General features: G+C 67.0%; 14 protein-coding genes. 4 read left to right on the top strand and 10 right to left on the bottom strand.

Translation table 11 applies throughout. The features are described from left to right. The first annotated feature begins 567 nt into the window (after positions 1-567). Positions 568-2,628, top strand: a complete 2,061-nt coding sequence (locus tag ACP7EY_RS06320; protein WP_426191602.1) for a TonB-dependent receptor — start codon at positions 568-570, stop codon at positions 2,626-2,628. 12 nt (positions 2,629-2,640) lie between these two features. Here ACP7EY_RS06320 and ACP7EY_RS06325 read toward each other — a convergent pair whose 3' ends face one another. The 9 genes from ACP7EY_RS06325 to ACP7EY_RS06365 form a co-directional block, all read right to left on the bottom strand. Continuing rightward, on the bottom strand, positions 2,641-3,765 hold the full coding sequence (locus ACP7EY_RS06325) for an alkene reductase (protein ID WP_426191604.1): 1,125 nt from the start codon (positions 3,763-3,765) through the stop codon (positions 2,641-2,643). A gap of 105 nt (positions 3,766-3,870) precedes the next feature. After that, positions 3,871-4,632: a Crp/Fnr family transcriptional regulator gene (locus ACP7EY_RS06330; RefSeq protein WP_426191605.1), complete on the bottom strand. Its 762-nt coding sequence runs from the start codon at positions 4,630-4,632 to the stop codon at positions 3,871-3,873. A 405-nt stretch (positions 4,633-5,037) separates the two neighbouring features. Continuing rightward, positions 5,038-5,424 (bottom strand): VOC family protein, encoded by a 387-nt coding sequence (locus tag ACP7EY_RS06335; RefSeq protein ID WP_426191607.1) that lies wholly within the window; start codon positions 5,422-5,424, stop codon positions 5,038-5,040. A gap of 99 nt (positions 5,425-5,523) precedes the next feature. Beyond that, positions 5,524-7,449, bottom strand: a complete 1,926-nt coding sequence (locus tag ACP7EY_RS06340; RefSeq protein ID WP_426191608.1) for a response regulator — start codon at positions 7,447-7,449, stop codon at positions 5,524-5,526. After that, complete coding sequence (locus ACP7EY_RS06345; protein WP_426191610.1) at positions 7,446-8,804, bottom strand: sensor histidine kinase; 1,359 nt, start codon at positions 8,802-8,804, stop codon at positions 7,446-7,448. Before ACP7EY_RS06345 ends, ACP7EY_RS06340 begins: the two co-directional genes overlap by 4 nt. Before the next feature lie 25 nt (positions 8,805-8,829). Further along, the gene (locus tag ACP7EY_RS06350) at positions 8,830-9,909 is read right to left on the bottom strand and encodes an ATP-binding protein (RefSeq protein WP_426191612.1); all 1,080 of its coding nucleotides are present in this window, start codon (positions 9,907-9,909) and stop codon (positions 8,830-8,832) included. 48 nt (positions 9,910-9,957) lie between these two features. Then, positions 9,958-10,425 carry an ATP-binding protein gene (locus tag ACP7EY_RS06355; protein WP_426191614.1) on the bottom strand — a complete coding sequence of 156 codons (468 nt, stop codon included), beginning with the start codon at positions 10,423-10,425 and terminating at the stop codon, positions 9,958-9,960. Continuing rightward, positions 10,422-10,793 carry an STAS domain-containing protein gene (locus tag ACP7EY_RS06360; protein ID WP_426191616.1) on the bottom strand — a complete coding sequence of 124 codons (372 nt, stop codon included), beginning with the start codon at positions 10,791-10,793 and terminating at the stop codon, positions 10,422-10,424. Before ACP7EY_RS06360 ends, ACP7EY_RS06355 begins: the two co-directional genes overlap by 4 nt. Positions 10,794-10,795: 2 nt before the next feature. Then, positions 10,796-11,653: an STAS domain-containing protein gene (locus ACP7EY_RS06365; RefSeq protein ID WP_426191618.1), complete on the bottom strand. Its 858-nt coding sequence runs from the start codon at positions 11,651-11,653 to the stop codon at positions 10,796-10,798. Between the two features lie 403 nt (positions 11,654-12,056). Between ACP7EY_RS06365 and ACP7EY_RS06370 the strand changes: the two genes are divergently transcribed. Continuing rightward, a complete protein-coding gene (locus tag ACP7EY_RS06370; RefSeq protein WP_426191620.1) occupies positions 12,057-12,554 on the top strand; it encodes a MarR family winged helix-turn-helix transcriptional regulator in 498 nt (165 codons plus the stop codon). Positions 12,555-12,569: 15 nt separating this feature from the next. Here the strand turns inward: ACP7EY_RS06370 and ACP7EY_RS06375 are convergent, their stop codons facing one another. Further along, positions 12,570-13,652, bottom strand: a complete 1,083-nt coding sequence (locus ACP7EY_RS06375; RefSeq protein ID WP_426191622.1) for a LacI family DNA-binding transcriptional regulator — start codon at positions 13,650-13,652, stop codon at positions 12,570-12,572. Between the two features lie 201 nt (positions 13,653-13,853). Between ACP7EY_RS06375 and ACP7EY_RS06380 the strand changes: the two genes are divergently transcribed. Both ACP7EY_RS06380 and ACP7EY_RS06385 read left to right on the top strand, forming a co-directional pair. Beyond that, a complete protein-coding gene (locus ACP7EY_RS06380; protein WP_426191624.1) occupies positions 13,854-15,125 on the top strand; it encodes an Hsp70 family protein in 1,272 nt (423 codons plus the stop codon). A 2-nt stretch (positions 15,126-15,127) separates the two neighbouring features. Continuing rightward, a complete protein-coding gene (locus ACP7EY_RS06385) occupies positions 15,128-15,769 on the top strand; it encodes a 3'-5' exonuclease (protein ID WP_426191626.1) in 642 nt (213 codons plus the stop codon). The last annotated feature ends 50 nt before the right edge of the window (positions 15,770-15,819 follow it).

Here is a 15,819-nt window from a genome sequence, read left to right on the forward strand (position 1 = left end):
CCTTGGTTAAGCGAACGGGGCATGCGCAAGCCTGCACCATGCGCCATTACCCTGGACAAGTCAGTGTGCTGGCACACATTATTGTGCTTCTGACAACTAAATAAAATGGCGGGCACGTGCGCCGCCGTGGTCTGTCGGCTAGCGCTTTGAAAGAAGAAGACACCAGCATGGATGCAGCACTGCACACCGCCCGCCTGATATCGAGGCCGCCCGCCGCTGGCGACCTCGAGCGCTTTTTTGCCATTCACAGCGATCCGGCGACCCATCTGTTCAATCCGGCGGGGCCGATGCGCAGCGTGGCGACGGCGGCGGCGACCCTCGCGGCCTGGTGCGGCCCCGGCACGGCGCCCCGATCCGGGTGCTCGAGAAGATCTGCATGGCGCGCGATGGCCGGCTCGACGACACCCCGGGTCAGCCGCCCAGCCTGGTCTACGCCATGACGCATTCCCGCTTTCGCGCGCTCGCCGGGGGCGGCTGACCGCCGTGCACGGACGCGGCCAGGCGTCGCGCGTGCGCGCGCATGGGCACGCTACAATGCGCCACCCATCCATGACAACGACCGAACCCATGCCCCAGCTTCGACCGATCCCCAGGATTCTTTTTCTGCTGTTTCCGATCATGCTGTGCCACGGCCAGGCGCGCGCCGACGATCCCGTCATCCAGCGCGTGCTGGTCGAAGGCGCGCGCGCCAGCGGGCTCGGGGTCGCTGACGGGGCCGGCCAGGGCAGTGTCAGCGGGCGCGAACTGGAATTGCGCACCGTCTACCGCCCCGGCGAAATCCTCGAGGCGACGCCGGGGCTGGTGGTCAGCCAGCACAGCGGCGAAGGCAAGGCCAACCAGTTTTATCTGCGCGGCTTCAACCTCGATCATGGCACCGATCTGGCCACCTTCATCGACGGCATGCCCGTCAACCAGCGCAGCCATGCGCACGGCCAGGGCTGGACCGACCTGAATTTTCTGATCCCCGAACTGGTGGGCCGGCTCGACTACGGCAAGGGGCCGTATTCGGCGCGCCAGGGCGACTTCGCCTCGGCCGGCAGCGCCTCGATCACCTACGTCAACCGCCTGCCGGCGAACGTGGCGACGCTCAGCGGGGGCCAGAACGGCTACGCGCGCGCCGCCATCGTCACCTCCACCGATGTCGGCGATGGCAGCGTGCTGATGGCGATCGAGGGTTTGCACAACGACGGCCCGTTCACGCGCGGCGACAACTATCGCAAGCGTAACGGCGTGCTGCGCTACAGCGAGGGCTATGCCAACAATGGCTGGAGCGTCACCGCGATGGCGTACCGGGCCGACTGGAACGCCACCGACCAGATTCCCCGGCGCGCGGTGGAGGATGGCAGCATCGGCCGGTTTGACGGCATCGACGGCACCGATGGCGGCGCGGCCGAGCGCCTGAGCCTGTCGGGCGCGTGGCGGCGGACGGGCGCCGACAGCTCCTCGAAGCTGAGCGCCTATCTGATCCGCAACCGCCTGGCGCTGTTCTCCAATTTCAGCTACTTCCTCAACGACCCCGTCAATGGAGACCAGTTCGCGCAGCCGGACCGGCGCGTGACGAGCGGCCTGACGGCGGCGCATACCTGGCACCTGCACGAGGGGCCGTGGCAAACGTCGGACTGGACCGTTGGCGTGGTCGCCCAGAACGACAACATCATCAATGCCCTGCAGGCGACCCGCGCGCAGCAGGTGCTCTCGACCGTGCGCGCCGACCACATCGTCGAGTCCAGCGCCGCCCTGTATGTGGAAAACGCGACCCGCTGGACCGACATGTTTCGCACGGTGGCCGGGGTGCGCGCCGATCGCTACCGCTTTAGCGTGGGCAGCACCCTTGCCGCCAACAGCGGCACTGCCACCGCCGGCATCGCCAATCCTTCGCTCAACCTGATTTTCGGCCCGTGGAAGTCGACCGAACTGTATCTGAACATGGGCAACGGCTTCCACAGCAACGACGCGCGCGGCACCGTCACCACGGTCGATCCGGCGACGGGCGATGCGCTCGCCCCGGTGCCGGGCCTGGTGCGCTCGAAGGGACTCGAACTGGGCTTGCGCACCGAGGCGCTGCCGAATATGCAGACGGCGCTGTCCGTGTACCGGCTCGATTTCGCCTCCGAACTGCGCTACGTGGGCGACGCCGGCAGCACCGAGGCGGGCCGCCCCAGCCGGCGCTACGGCATCGAGTTCTCGAACTACTACAAGCCCTTCAAATGGCTGTCGATCGATCTCGATGCCGCCTACGCGCATACGCGCTCGCGCGACCAGCTTGCGCTGGCGGGCAACTACCTCGAAGGCGCCGTCGAAGGGGTCGGCCAGCTGGCGCTGACGGTCGACAAGCTGGGACCGTGGTCCGGCGCCCTGCGCCTGCGCTATTTCGGCCCGCGCCCGCTGACCGAGGACAACAGCGTGCGCTCGGCCTCGAGCAGCACGCTCAATGGCCGCATCGGCTACAAGGTCAATGCCCGCACCCGCGTCGAACTCGAAGGCTTCAACCTGGCCAATCGGACGACGTCGGCAATCGATTATTACTACACGTCGCAACTGGCCGGCGAAACCACGCCGCGCGACGATGTGCATTTCCACCCGATCGAATCGCGCTCATTTCGCGTCAGCGTGATTCACAACTGGTAGGGCAGTGCTGGCTCAGGCTGGCGTGCGCGGCGCCGCCAGGGGCGGGTAATCGGTATAGCCGTGGGCGCCGCCGCTGTACAGGCTGGCCCCGTCCAGGCTGGCCAGCGGGGCGCCTTCCTGCAGGCGTCGTACCAGGTCGGGATTGGCGATGAAGGGGCGGCCGAACGCCACCAGGTCGAGCCGGCCGGCGGCGAGGGCCGCCTGCGCCATCGCCAGGTCGTAGCCGTTGTTGCCGATGTAGAGACCATTGAAGCGCTGGCGCAGGCGCAGGAAATCGAAGGCCGGGTCGATGTCGCGGGGCCCGCCCGTGGCGCCCTCGATCACGTGCAGGTACAGCAGCTTGAAGGCGTTGAGCTGCTCGACGACGTAAGTGAACAGCGCGTGCGGGTCGCTGTCGGCGATGTCGTTGGCGGGGCTGACCGGTGAAATGCGCACGCCCACCCGCTCGCCGCCCCAGACGGCGGTGACGGCGGCCGTCACTTCCATCAGCAGGCGGCTGCGCCCGGCCAGCGAGCCGCCGTAGCCGTCGCTGCGATGGTTGGTGCTGTCGCGCAGGAACTGGTCGATCAGGTAGCCGTTTGCCGCATGGATCTCGACGCCATCGAAGCCGGCGCTCAAGGCATGTTGCGCCGCGCCCCGGTATTGCTCGACGATGCCGGCCAGGTCCGCTTCGGCCAGCGCGCGCGGGGTGACGAAGTCCTGGAAGCCGTGTTCCGTGTAGGCCTGGCCGGCCGGCCGGATGGCCGACGGCGCCACCGGCAGGGCGCCGTCTGGCTGCAGCGAAGGATGGGAAATGCGGCCCACGTGCCACAGTTGCAGGAAGATGCGCCCGTCCGCCTGGTGCACGGCCTGGTTGATCACGGCCCAGCCGCTCACCTGCTCGCGGTTGTAGATGCCGGGCGTGCCCGCGTAGCCTTTGCCTTGCGGCGAAATTTGCGCCGCTTCCGCGATGATCAGGCCGGCCGTCGCCCGCTGCCGGTAGTACTCGGCGGCGAAGGGGCCGGGAACCCCGTCGGTGCTGGCGCGGCTGCGGGTGAGGGGCGCCATGACGATGCGGTTGCGTAACTGGCAGGCGCCAAAGGGGACTGGCAGGAACAGGTCGCGGGCGGGCGCGGCGGCGGCAGGATGGAGGCTCATGGGTTCGCGATCAGTGTGGGGCTGCATTGAATGGGGAATTCAGGCAGCCACGATAGCGCGGGTACACGGGCGCGACTGTGTGCTTGCGCTCTTACGTGCCTTTGCTCACGCCGAATAACTGAGCGCGACCGAAGACGCCGCCAGCGTCGCGCGCGCCTGGCGCCTGGGCTGCAGGCGGGCGTTTTCGTCGCTGATAATCTGGTAACACTCGCAGCAGCGATGGAGGATGCCGGCCCGGTCGAGTACGGCGAGCTGGCCGCGCCGGTATTTGATCATGCCCAGTTCCTGCAAATGGCTGGCCGCCTCGGTGACGGTTTCCCGGCGCACGCCCAGCAAATGGCCCAGTTCTTCGTGGGTAATTGCAAACTCGACCGCATAGGTGCGATCCATCATTTGTAAAATCAGGGTGCACAGGCGCTGCTCGGCCGAGTGGTGGCCATTGCAGACGACGCGCTGACCGAGTTGCGCCATCATCGACTGCGCATAGCGCAGGAATAATTTGAGCAGCGGCCCCTTGCGATAAAACTCGTCGAGCAGGTGGGACGCGCCGATCCGGTAACAGCGGCCCGTCACCCTGACAATCGCCCGGTTCGGGGATGTGGCGCCGCCCATAAAAATCGCCAGTCCGACGATACCCTCATTGCCGATACTGGCCAGTTCCACCGTGCTGCCATCGGCCAGGGTGGAATCGATTGAAACAATACTGGTGGTGGGGAAATAGGCATAGGCCATTTCTCCTTCGGCCTGATATAAGATTTCACCGCGCGTCAGTAATACCGGTTCCAGGAAGGGAATCAAGCGATCAAACTCGACAGCATATAACTCGGACAGTAAATAATTCTGACCGCGCGAGTAAAGAGTTTTCATGGGGACGATTCAGGTGTGGGCGGGTGGAGCGGTGCCCGGGCGTGGCCGATTGAATTCATATACGACCATCAGAGCGCAAGGCCGATTAAAACGCCAGCCGTATTCCTTGATCCGGCCGACGTTATATAAGCGAGGCGATCATAGCACGCGATCGCCTGCGTTCATTACTACTCTTGGTTTTGATAATATAGTGACTGAATGTATGATGCGTGGCGCGTGCCCGCATATAATATGAGAATGACCTGTGGAACCGGCCAATTGTTTCTAATTAATTTTTATTAAATTAACGATTGCAGCGCTTTGCCCGCGGCCTTCGGATAATTACTATCCTGCCGCTGATGGAAATTCACCTTATGTCACACGGTGAATGTAAAATATTAACAAATAGGGTGGCGCCGATGGCGACTACTGGCCTGCGGGCGGCTGCCACAATTCCACCTTGTTGCCATCCGGGTCGATCAGCCAGCCAAATTTGCCGTAGTCGCCATCGTCGACCTTGTCGAGCACCTGGCAGCCTTCGGCGCGCAGGGCCGCCAGCAGGGCGTGCAGGTCGTCGACCCGGTAGTTGATCATGAAGGGCGCGGCGCCGGGGGCGAAGCTGTCGGCGTCGTCCGGCATGGCGCTCCAGATGGTGCTGCCGACGCCGCCCGGGTTGTGCGGGCCGGCCCAGGTGAAGGCCACCCCGCCCCAGGCGGCGATGTCCATGCCCAGATGGGTGCGGTACCACGCCGTCAGGCGCTGGGGATCGGGTGACTTGAAGAAGATGCCGCCAATACCGGTGACACGACGCATGCTGGGCTCCCTGGGAAAAATCGGATCGGTACCGTCGAGCTTAGCCCAATGGCGAAGCGGTGGCAAGCCCGCCGCCAGGCTTGCCAGCTTACTGATAATTTAGCCGCGCAGGGCCGCCTGCAGTTGTTCGATGCTGGCCGGTTTGACCAGGTGCACATCGAAGCCGGCCGCCAGTGTCCGGGCGCGGTCGTGCGGCGCGCCGTAGCCGGTGTGGGCGACCAGCCGGGTGCTGGCCAGCGCCGGCAGCGCGCGCAGGCGGCGCGCCAGTTCGCTGCCGTCCATGTCGGGCAGGCCGATATCGAGGATCATCACGTCGGGCGCGGCCTCTCCCCGGCTCGCCAGGGCGGCGATCAGCGCCAGCGCACCGGCGCCGTCGTGGGCCAGGGTGGCGTGGTGGCCCAGCGCCTCGAGCAGGTCGCACATCATCTGGGCCGAGTCGACGTTGTCGTCGACCAGCACGATGCGCAGCGCGCCGGGCGCGCCCGCCGTGCTGGCCGGCGCCGCGGCGGCGGCGGGCGCGTCGATCAGGGGCAGGGTGATGGTAAATGCGCTGCCATGGCCGACGCCGTCGCTGACGGCGTCGAGCTGGCCGCCATGCAGTTTGACCAGGGTGGCCACCAGCGACAGGCCGATGCCCAGGCCATCGTGGGCGCGGTCGGGCGCGAACGCGCCCTGGGTGAACATGTCGAAAATGTGCGGCAGGTTGGCGCTGGCGATGCCGATGCCGTTGTCGCGCACGGTGATGGCGACGGCCGGCCGGCCATCGATGCTGACCAGGCCGGCCGTCAGCGCGATGTCGCCGTGCGGCGAGGTGAATTTGGCCGCGTTGTGCAGCAGGTTGCCGATCGACTGCGCCAGCCGCACCGCGTCGCCCCACACCCACAGGGGCGCCGGCGGCAGCGCCGCGTCGAGCCGGTGATGGCGCGCCTCGACCATCGGCGCGGCCGTCTCCAGCGCCGCCTTGAACACCCCTTGCAGCTCGACTTCCTGCAGCCGCAAGGTCAGCTTGCCTTCGGAGATGCGGGCGACGTCGAGCAGGTCGTCGACCAGGTGGGTCAGGTGGTCGACCTGGCGTGAAATGACCGCGCGCGCCTTGGCGTGCACGTCGGCGCCGCCGCGGCCGGGGTCGTCGTGCCCGCCCGGCTGCCCCAGCAGCTCGACGGCGGTGCGGATCGGACTCAAGGGATTGCGCAGTTCGTGCGCCAGCGTGGCCAGAAAATTGTTCTTGTTGTCGTCGGCGGCGCGCAAACGGCTTTCGAGTTCCTTGCGGCCCGTGATGTCGCTGGTGATGCGGGCGATCCGGTACGGCTGATCGCGCGCGTCGCGCACCAGGAAGGCGCGGTCGCGCACCCAGCGCACGGCGCCGCCGGCGCCCACCACGCGGTACTCCTCGTCGTATGGCGCCAATGCCAGCAGGGCGTTCCAGCGCTGCGCCAGTGCCGGCCGGTCCTGCGGGTGAATGCTGGCGATCCAGTCGTCGGGACGGCGCGCCAGTTCGTCGCTGCCGCGCCCCCAGATACGGGCGTAGGCGGCGCTGACGTAGAGCAGGGCGCCGTCGTCGAGATTGAACATCCAGAACACGTCGTCGATGTTCTCGGCCAGCTGGCGAAAGCGTTCCTCGCTGTTGGCCAGTGCGAAGCGGGTCTGCTGCAGGCGCAGCAGAGCGCGCACGTTGGCCACCAGTTCGTCCGCTTCGATGGGCGCGGCCAGGTAGTTGTCGGCGCCGCCCTCGAGGCCGCGGATCTTGTCGTCGCGGCCGGTCAGCGCGGCCGAGGTTTGCAGCACCAGCACATTGGCGGTGGCGGCATCGGCCTTGATGCGGCGGCACACTTCGATGCCATTGATGTCGGGCAGTTTGACGTCGAGCAGCACCAGCGCCGGCAGCAGGCGGGCCACCTTGTCGAGGGCGTCGGTGCCGCCCGCCGCCTCCTCGACCTGAAAACCGGCATTGACCAGGATGCGGGTCTTGACGTAGCGGGCGCCGTCGTTGTCGTCGACGTTGAGGATCAGGGTCTGCTGGTTCATGCGGATGGCTGCTCGGTAAGGTGGCGGGGCAGGGTCAGGCTGAAGGTGGAGCCGGCGCCGGGCGTGCTGGCGACGCTCACCTCGCCGCCCAGCAGGGTGGCGAACTTGCGGCACAGGGGCAAGCCCAGCCCGGTGCCCTTGACGCCGCGCTGCAGGGGGTGCTCGATCTGGCTGAACTCTTCAAAGATCAGCTGCAGATGGTCGGGGCGGATGCCGATGCCAGTGTCGACGACCTCGAAGCGCAGGTGAACGGGACCGGCTTGCGCGAGCGACACCGTGACGGCGCCGCGCTCGGTGAACTTGAGGGCGTTGGAGACGAAATTGCGCAGGATCAGGGCCACCTTCGGCTCGTCCGAATCGAAATCGACGCTGGGCTGCGGTGCGACGAAATGCAGCGCCACGGCGGGATTTTGCGCCAGCGGGCGCAGCATCGCCTTCAAGGCGCCGAACAGCGCGCCCACGTCGATCGGGGCAACATTGATGCGCACCTTGCCCGCCTCGATCTTGGCCAGGTCGAGCAGGTCGTTGACCAGGTTCGACAGGTCGTTGGCGGCACTGGCGATGAACATGATCTGGCGCTCCTGCTCGACCGACAGTTCGCCGTCCATGCGGTCGAGCAGCAGTTGCGTCAGCGCGCGGATCGATGACAGCGGGGTGCGCAGTTCGTGGCTGGTGTTGGACAGGAAGCGCGACTTCATTTCGTCGGCCTTGCGGATCTTTTCCGCTTTTTCCTCGATCTCGGCGTACAGCGCCACCACCCCGCGGTTGGTGTCTTCCAGTTCGCGCGTCAGCGCCAGCAGGTCGTCCTGGCGTTCGCGCAGCTCGGCCAGGGTCGCCGCCAGCTCCTGGTTCTGCTGTTGCGCCTCGACGAAGCTGTCGGCCGCCGGCGCCTGGGCCAACTGGGCCGCCAGCGACGCCAGCGTGGCCCGGTCGACCTGCTGGTGCTGCGCGAGCTGCTTGGCCATCGTCACCGTCAGCGCATGGTCGGCCTGCACTTCCACCGCGCAGCGGTCCATCAGGCGCTGCGCGGTGACGATGGCGAGCTCGAGTTGGCGCTCCGGCTCGCGCGGATCGGCGCCGCCGGCGCGCGCGCTGCCGCCGGCGCCGCGTTCGGCGCCGCCGTTGTCGCGGATCGTCACCGCCAGCGTGCGCACCGCGCCATCGACTTCGAGCGCGAACAGGGCGCGCCCGCCGTACATGCGGCGGCACACGCAGCGTGCCAGTTCCGACACCGCGGTGGCGATGCGCACCTGCTCCTGGCCGGAAAAATCGAGCATGGCCGACAACTGGCGCGCGCGCTGGCGCACCGTGACGACATCGGCCGGACCTTCAATGCCGAAGTTTAGCAGGCGCATGGTCTCCATCTAGCGGCGCCCCAATTCAGGTCGGGCCCAGGTAGCGCAGCACCATCACGCTGGCGTCGTCGCGCGCCCTTGCGTAGTCGCGCAGCAGCACGGCGGCGATCACCAGGGGATGGCAGGCGGCCAGGCCCGGATGGGCGTCGAGGTCCCACTGGGTGCTCAGGCCGTCCGAGTGCATGATGAACACGCTGCCCGGCTCGCACGGATGGTCGAACTCCTGCACCTTGCGCACATTGTGGCCGACGATGCCGTTGTGCGAGACCATCTGGCGGCGCTTGCCTTCGCCCATCAGGCAGGCGGCGATGTTGCCGATGCCGGCGAAGCGCAAGCTGGCGCCGGCGCCGTCATCCGGGCGCCCGCCGGCGCCCGGATAGCTGATCTGCACGCTGGCCAGCGCCGCGCCGCGGGTGGCGCGAAGGGCACCGTGGCAGGCCTCGATCTGCGCGGCGGGCGTGCGATACGGCCCCTCGGCCATGCAGTCGAGCGCGGCCTTCGCGGCACTTGCGGCCAGGTCGCCGTGGCCGAGGCCATCGATCGACATGAGCGCCACGCCGGCGCGGTCGGCGGCGATCGCCCAGGCGTCGCCGTTGCTGTCTTCGCTGGCGATCGGCAAGCTCAGGGCGCCGAACGAGAACATGCCCGGCTGCGCCACCAGCGCAGGCGAGCGGCCCGCATCGGCCGCCACCGTCGGCCCCCACAGGCGCATGAAGAACACGGCGCCCCGCTCGCGCGGCGCCCAGGCGTCGAATTCGTCGGCCAGCCGGCGCATCGCGCCCAGGCCGGTGCCGGCCGTGCCGACGCTGGAGACGCCGTCGCGCAGCGCCTGCAGCATGTTGCCGATGCCGGGACCGCTGTCGGCAGCGACGATGTCGATGCCGCGCCGCCTGCCCAGCGTGGCCGACAGGTAAATGCGGCCTTCACCGGCATGCTTGATGATGTTGGTGGCCGCTTCGCTGATCAGCAGCGCCAGCTGGCCGATGCGCAGTTCGTCGAAGCCGAGGTCCTGGGCCAGGCTCTGGCCAGCCCGGCGCGCCGCCGCGATGTCGCTGGCGTGGGTGATGGCGACGATGCTGTGGGGCCGCAGGGAGTTGCTTAACATTTAATCCTAAATAGTAACTCTTGGTAGATTTTTGTTGAAAAAAATGGCTCAGCGTTTCCACTTGACGATCGACACCACGGTCCCTTCACCGGGGCGGGTATCGATGTCGAACTGGTCGACCAGCCGGCGCGCGCCGGACAGTCCCAGGCCCAGGCCGCCGCCAGTGGTGTAGCCGTCGGTGAGCGCCAGCTCCAGGTCGGCGATGCCGGGGCCGTCGTCGGCGAACACCAGTTGCACGCCGCGGCGGGTGCCATCATCGAGCTCGATCACGTGGGTTTCGCCGCCGCCACCATATTTGATGGTATTTCTGGCCAGTTCGCTGGCGGCCGTGACGAGCTTGGTCTGGTCGACCAGGCTCAGCTTGATCGCCAGCGCCAGCTCGCGCACCATGCGGCGTAGCGCCACCACGTGTTCGTCGGTATTGAGCGGCAGCACCGCGTGGCTGGCGGCGCCGGCGGCGGGGTCGAGCAGGGGTGAGGCGAAGCGCACCGTGGTGGCCATCGAATTGCCGCTCATCGCAACTGCGGTTGCTGGTAATTTTTTCCAAGCAAGAGCATGCCCCGCTCGACATTGAGCGCCGTCTTCACGCCCGGCAGTGTCAGGCCCAGTTCGACCAGGGTGATGGCCACGGCCGGCTGCATGCCCACCAGCACGGTCTGGGCATCCAGCACGCGCGCCATTGCCGCCGTGTTGCTGATCATGCGACCGATGAAGGAGTCGACCAGGTCGAGCGCCGAAATATCGATCAGCACACCCTTGGCTTCGTCGCTGACGATGCGCTCGGTCAGATCGTCCTGCAAGGTCATGGCCAGGCGGTCATGCATGTCGACCTGGATGGTCACGAGCAGCAGGTCGCCGATGCGCAGGATGGGAATGCGCTCCATGATCAGGCCCGCTTGATCGATGCGCCCACGCGGCCGAGGGCGACGACGAAGGCGTCGGCCAGGGTGGCCTTGGTGACGACGTCTTCCAGGTTCACGCCCAGGTGGACGATGGTCTGGGCAATTTGCGGGCGGATGCCGCTGATGATGCAGTCGGCGCCCATCAGGCGGGCCGCGGCGATGGTTTTCATCAGGTGCTGGGCCACCAGGGTGTCGACGGTGGGCACGCCGGTGATGTCGATGATGGCGATGGCGGCGCCCGTTTCGACAATTTTCTGCAGCAGCGACTCCATCACCACCTGGGTGCGGGCGCTGTCGAGCGTGCCGATCAGGGGCAGGGCGAGGATGTCCTGCCACAGCTTGACGACCGGGGTCGACAGCTCGAGCAGTTCCTGCTGCTGGCGCACGATGATCTGGTCGCGGCTTTTCTGGAACACTTCCATGGTGTACAGGCCCAGCTTGTCGAGCAGGGTGCTGACGGTCCACAGGGCGTTGGCGAGCGCGCTGGCGTTCTCGCTCATGGCGTCGCGCATGACGTTAAACAGCGGCTGCTTGAGCGAGAAAATGAAGGTGGCCGTTTCGCTGGGGGTCGAACCCTGCTTGGCGCGCGCCGACGAAATCTCGGCCAGCAGGCCGCGCACTTCATCGTAGGCGCGGTGATCGATATTGTCGGTGCCGCCCTTGGCGATGGCTTGCGAAAACAGCGCGAGGAACTGGTTGCAGTGGCGCTTGAGCTGATCTTCCGAAGCAGCATTGCTACGCACCATCAGGCTGCGCAGATCGCCCACCCAGGCCGCCAGGATCTGCTCCTGGTGATTGATGATCAGGTCGCCAATGCTTGCAGCGGATTCATTCATGGTCATGATTTCCCAGTTTTGAGTGTAATGATTGGCCGGACGGGCAGTGTCCGCGTGCGGCGCGCATGCGCAAAGCGACTAAGTGCCTATCCCAGTAGGTTGGAGTCGCTGTTTGCGCGCCTGGCGACCGATGGCGGCGTTGCTCGTCTTAGCATGGCTCGCCATGCGTCATCCTCTCGCCTTGCCCTCGGCCGCCATGCATCGCAATCTGCTTCCTCCCCCCTACTGGAATAGGCACTAACCCATCCGTATTGGCAGATTGTACCGGGACAGCGATGCTTGCGGTAAAAATAGTCCAATGGTGCGGGGGGCATACGGAACACCGTCGTCGCGCCGTTGGATGCTGTTCGCGACGAAAATATTGGGCCCTCGTGCTTACAAGGACGGCGCAATCCATTATGATTCTCACATGCCAACCGACCTCTCCACACTGCGCCTCGACCCCGGCTCCGACCAGGCCGGCCGGGTGCTGCGCCAGTTCCGTATCGTCTTCAATGCCGTCAAGCTGCACTTCCGCCAGGTCGAAACGGCGGCAGGCATCGGCGGTGCCCAGGTGTGGGCGCTCAGCGTGATCCAGTGCCGGCCCGGCATCGGCGTGTCCGACCTGGGGCGGGCGATGGATGTGCACCAGTCCACGGCCAGCAACCTGGTCAAGGTGCTGCTCGAGCGCGCCCTGATCAGCGCCGTGCGCGACCGCGACGACCGGCGCGCGCTGGGGCTGCACCTGACGGCGGCGGGCGCGGCGGTGCTGACGGCGGTGCCGGGGCCGTTCGCTGGGGTGTTGCCGGGCGCACTTGCGCAACTCGACCCGGCCGTGCTGATGCGCCTGGAAGGCGATCTCGAGCTGCTCATCGCGTCGCTGCAGGCGGACCGCGGCGCAGCGGTGCTGCCGCTGGCCGAACTGTAAGAGGACTGCCAGGGCCTACGCTGCCGCCCCCAGTCGGGCGGTGGCGCCGTCGACCAGCGATGCCGAAAAAACCCGCCGCTCGACCCCGCTGGCGCCCGACGCGATCAGGCCGACCAGCATGTCGGCCGTGGCCTGGGCCATTTGCCGCACGGGCAGGCGCAGCGTGGTCAGCTGGTGGCTCAGCCAGCTGGCCGGGGCGATGCCGTCGAAGCCCGTGATCGACAGGCGTCCCGGCACATCGAGGCCGAACTCGATGCGCGCCGCGTCGAGGCAGCCGATGGCGCTGCTGTCGTTGCTGCAGATGATGGCGTCGGGGGCGGCGCCGAGCCGGTCGATGATCTCGCGCAGGCCCCGGGCGCCACTGGCGTAATCGTGTTCGCCGCTGACGGTGAGCGGCGCGGCCAGGCCCAGTTCGGCCAGTCGTTCGGTCACGCCGCGCCGGCGCGCCAGCGCCACGCTCGAGCCGGCCGGGCCGTCGATCATGGCAAAGCTGCGGTGGCCGGCGGCGGCCAGCCGGGCCACCATGATGCGCGCCGCCCCCGCCTGGTCGCAGACGATGGCGTTGATCTGGCGGTCGCGCACGCTGCGGTTGAACAGCACCACCGGCATCTGGCGCCGCTCGAACTCGGCGATGTCCTGCTCTTCCAGGGGCGCGGCAATCACCGCGCCGTCGACCTGGTGCTGCCAGAGATCGGCCAGCAGGGCGGCGACGCCGCCGCTGCCGTCCTTGCCAGAGAGGGGAAACAGCAGCAGGCGCATGCCGCGCAGGGCAAAGTGGCCGCTCAGTTCATCGAGCAGTTCAGGGTAGTGCAGCGACACCTGGCTCGACACCACCAGCGCGATCAGGTTCGAGCGGCGGGTGTTGAGGCTGCGGGCGGCGGCGTTCGGGGTATAGTCGAGATCGGCAGCGGCCTGCATCACGCGGGCGTAGGTCGCTTTCGACACGCTCGCCCCCGGCTTGAAGCAGCGCGACACCGCCGATTGCGACACGCCGGCGGCGCTGGCGACATCGTAGGAGGTGACGCGGCGTGATTCGCGATGAATCAGGGCCTTGATGTCGGCGATGCTGGTGCTGACAGGCGGTGTCGAGTTGGTCATTCGTGCGGGATTGGGCGTGAGTGATGGGGCGAGTGTAGCGCGCCAAATTGCTCTGTTGCAATATATTTCCATGCGGAAATGTGCGCTCGCCGCAATTATTCTGCGAAGTGTTGCAATCGTGCCTGCCTCCCTGCAAGCGAGCCCATTGATCATGGCCATGTTCTGGTAGAATTTCGCCCCTTGATTGCAAAGAGTCCTTCCATGAGCCACGCTTGCGGCGTCGATTTCGGCACGTCCAATTCCACCGTCGGGCTGGTCACGCCCGACCGCCCGACCTTGCTCGTCCTCGAAGATGGCAAGCCGACTTTGCCGTCGGTGGTATTTTTCAATGCCGACGACGATGCGGTCACGTACGGGCGGGCGGCACTGGCAGATTACCTGGCCGGCTACGAGGGGCGGCTGATGCGCTCGCTCAAATCGCTGCTGGGCACCAGCCTGATCGACGGGCAAACCGAGGTGGGCGGGCGCGCCCTGCCGTTTCGCATGCTGCTGTCGCACTTCATCGGCGAAGTCAAGCGGCGCGGCGAGCGCGCCGCCGGCCAGCGCTTCGATGCGGCCGTGTTCGGCCGCCCCGTGTTTTTCATCGACGACAGCGCCGCCGCCGACCAGCTCGCCGAAGACACGCTGGCCGAGATCGCCCGCTCGGTCGGCTTCAAGGACGTCGCCTTCCAGTACGAGCCGATCGCCGCCGCCTTCGATTACGAGTCGCGCATCGGCGGCGAAGAACTGGTGCTGATCGTCGATATCGGCGGGGGCACCTCGGACTTTTCGCTGGTGCGGCTGGGCCCCGGGCGCAGCGGGCGCGTCGAGCGGCGCGACGACATCCTCGCCACCGGCGGCGTGCACATCGGCGGCACCGATTTCGACAAGTACCTGAGCCTGGCCTCGGTGATGCCGCTGCTCGGTTACGGCAGCCGCATGAGCAACGACAGCGAAATCCCGTCAAGCTATTACTTCAATCTGGCCACCTGGCACACGATCAACCAGGCTTACACCAAGAAAACCTGGACCCAGCTGGCCGACGTGGTGCGCGACGCCGCCGAGCCGGCCAAGCTGCTGCGGCTGCAGCGGCTGATCGAGGAGCGCGCCGGCCACTGGCTGGCAATGCAGGTGGAAGAGGGCAAGATTGCGCTGTCGGCGGCGCCGACGGTGACGCTGGCGCTCGAACGGCTCAGTCCGCCAGCAAGCCTGCGCCTGGAACGGGAAGGCTTCAATGCCGCCATCGGCCACCTGCTGGGCAGCATCGATGCCACCGTCGTGCGCATGCTGGCCGACGCCCAGGTGGCGCCGGACCAGGTCGACACGGTGTTTTTCACGGGCGGCTCGAGTGGCGTGCTGGCCCTGCGCGAGCGGATCGGCAAGCTGCTGCCGGCCGCGCGCAAGGTCGAGGGCGACCTGTTCGGCAGTATCGGCAGCGGACTGGCCATCGACGCCGCCCGCAAATTCGGCCCGGCCGCGGGACCAGGCCTGTGAGCGTGTTCGACCGACCCATCGTCATGCTCGACTTCGAGACCACCGGTCTGTCGCCGGCGATGGGCGAACGCATCACCGAAGTGGCGGCGCTGCGCATTGTCGATGGCGTCATCACCGAGCGCTACGTCTCGCTCATCAATTGCGGCGCCCGCATTCCCGCCTTTATTACCAGCCTGACCGGCATCAGCCAGGCGATGGTCGATGGCGCGCCGCGGGTCGAGCGGGTGATGCCGGAATTGCTTGACTTCATCGGCGGCGACACCTTGTCGGCCCACAACGCCAGCTTCGATGAAAAATTCCTGCTGGCCGAAGCGGCGCGGCTGGACCTGGCCCCCGCGCACCAGGCGCTGGTGTGCTCGCTGAAACTGTCGCGGCGCCTGTTTCCCGGCATGCCCAGCTACAAGCTGGGCGCCCTGTCGCAGCAACTGGGCCTGGTCTTTCGCAGTGCCGCCCACCGTGCCGAGGCCGATGCCGAAGTGGGCGCCCAACTGCTCGTCCATATCGCCCGCCACCTGCACGGCACGGTGGGCGTCAGTCCCGTTGAATCGGCCCTGCTGGTGTCGGTGAACAAGCTGGCCGCGGCCAAGGTGCCCGCCTTCCTGGGCAAGTACGCGGCCGAGCGCAAGCCGGCGCCAGCGCGCTGAGCGCCAGCGCGCCCGTCGGCATGGCAGCATGACCCGCCACGGCGGGTTTT

Source organism: Massilia sp. DWR3-1-1, from assembly GCF_049898325.1.
Lineage (GTDB): Bacteria > Pseudomonadota > Gammaproteobacteria > Burkholderiales > Burkholderiaceae_D > JAFCUW01.

Bases quoted from the DNA above. Each gene is read 5' to 3' on its own strand.
- ACP7EY_RS06320 (WP_426191602.1), top strand. From the start codon at position 568: ATGCCCCAGCTTCGACCGATCCCCAGGATTCTTTTTCTGCTGTTTCCG.
- ACP7EY_RS06325 (WP_426191604.1), bottom strand. From the start codon at position 3,765: ATGAGCCTCCATCCTGCCGCCGCCGCGCCCGCCCGCGACCTGTTCCTG.
- ACP7EY_RS06330 (WP_426191605.1), bottom strand. From the start codon at position 4,632: ATGAAAACTCTTTACTCGCGCGGTCAGAATTATTTACTGTCCGAGTTA.
- ACP7EY_RS06335 (WP_426191607.1), bottom strand. From the start codon at position 5,424: ATGCGTCGTGTCACCGGTATTGGCGGCATCTTCTTCAAGTCACCCGAT.
- ACP7EY_RS06340 (WP_426191608.1), bottom strand. From the start codon at position 7,449: ATGAACCAGCAGACCCTGATCCTCAACGTCGACGACAACGACGGCGCC.
- ACP7EY_RS06345 (WP_426191610.1), bottom strand. From the start codon at position 8,804: ATGCGCCTGCTAAACTTCGGCATTGAAGGTCCGGCCGATGTCGTCACG.
- ACP7EY_RS06350 (WP_426191612.1), bottom strand. From the start codon at position 9,909: ATGTTAAGCAACTCCCTGCGGCCCCACAGCATCGTCGCCATCACCCAC.
- ACP7EY_RS06355 (WP_426191614.1), bottom strand. From the start codon at position 10,425: ATGAGCGGCAATTCGATGGCCACCACGGTGCGCTTCGCCTCACCCCTG.
- ACP7EY_RS06360 (WP_426191616.1), bottom strand. From the start codon at position 10,793: ATGGAGCGCATTCCCATCCTGCGCATCGGCGACCTGCTGCTCGTGACC.
- ACP7EY_RS06365 (WP_426191618.1), bottom strand. From the start codon at position 11,653: ATGACCATGAATGAATCCGCTGCAAGCATTGGCGACCTGATCATCAAT.
- ACP7EY_RS06370 (WP_426191620.1), top strand. From the start codon at position 12,057: ATGCCAACCGACCTCTCCACACTGCGCCTCGACCCCGGCTCCGACCAG.
- ACP7EY_RS06375 (WP_426191622.1), bottom strand. From the start codon at position 13,652: ATGACCAACTCGACACCGCCTGTCAGCACCAGCATCGCCGACATCAAG.
- ACP7EY_RS06380 (WP_426191624.1), top strand. From the start codon at position 13,854: ATGAGCCACGCTTGCGGCGTCGATTTCGGCACGTCCAATTCCACCGTC.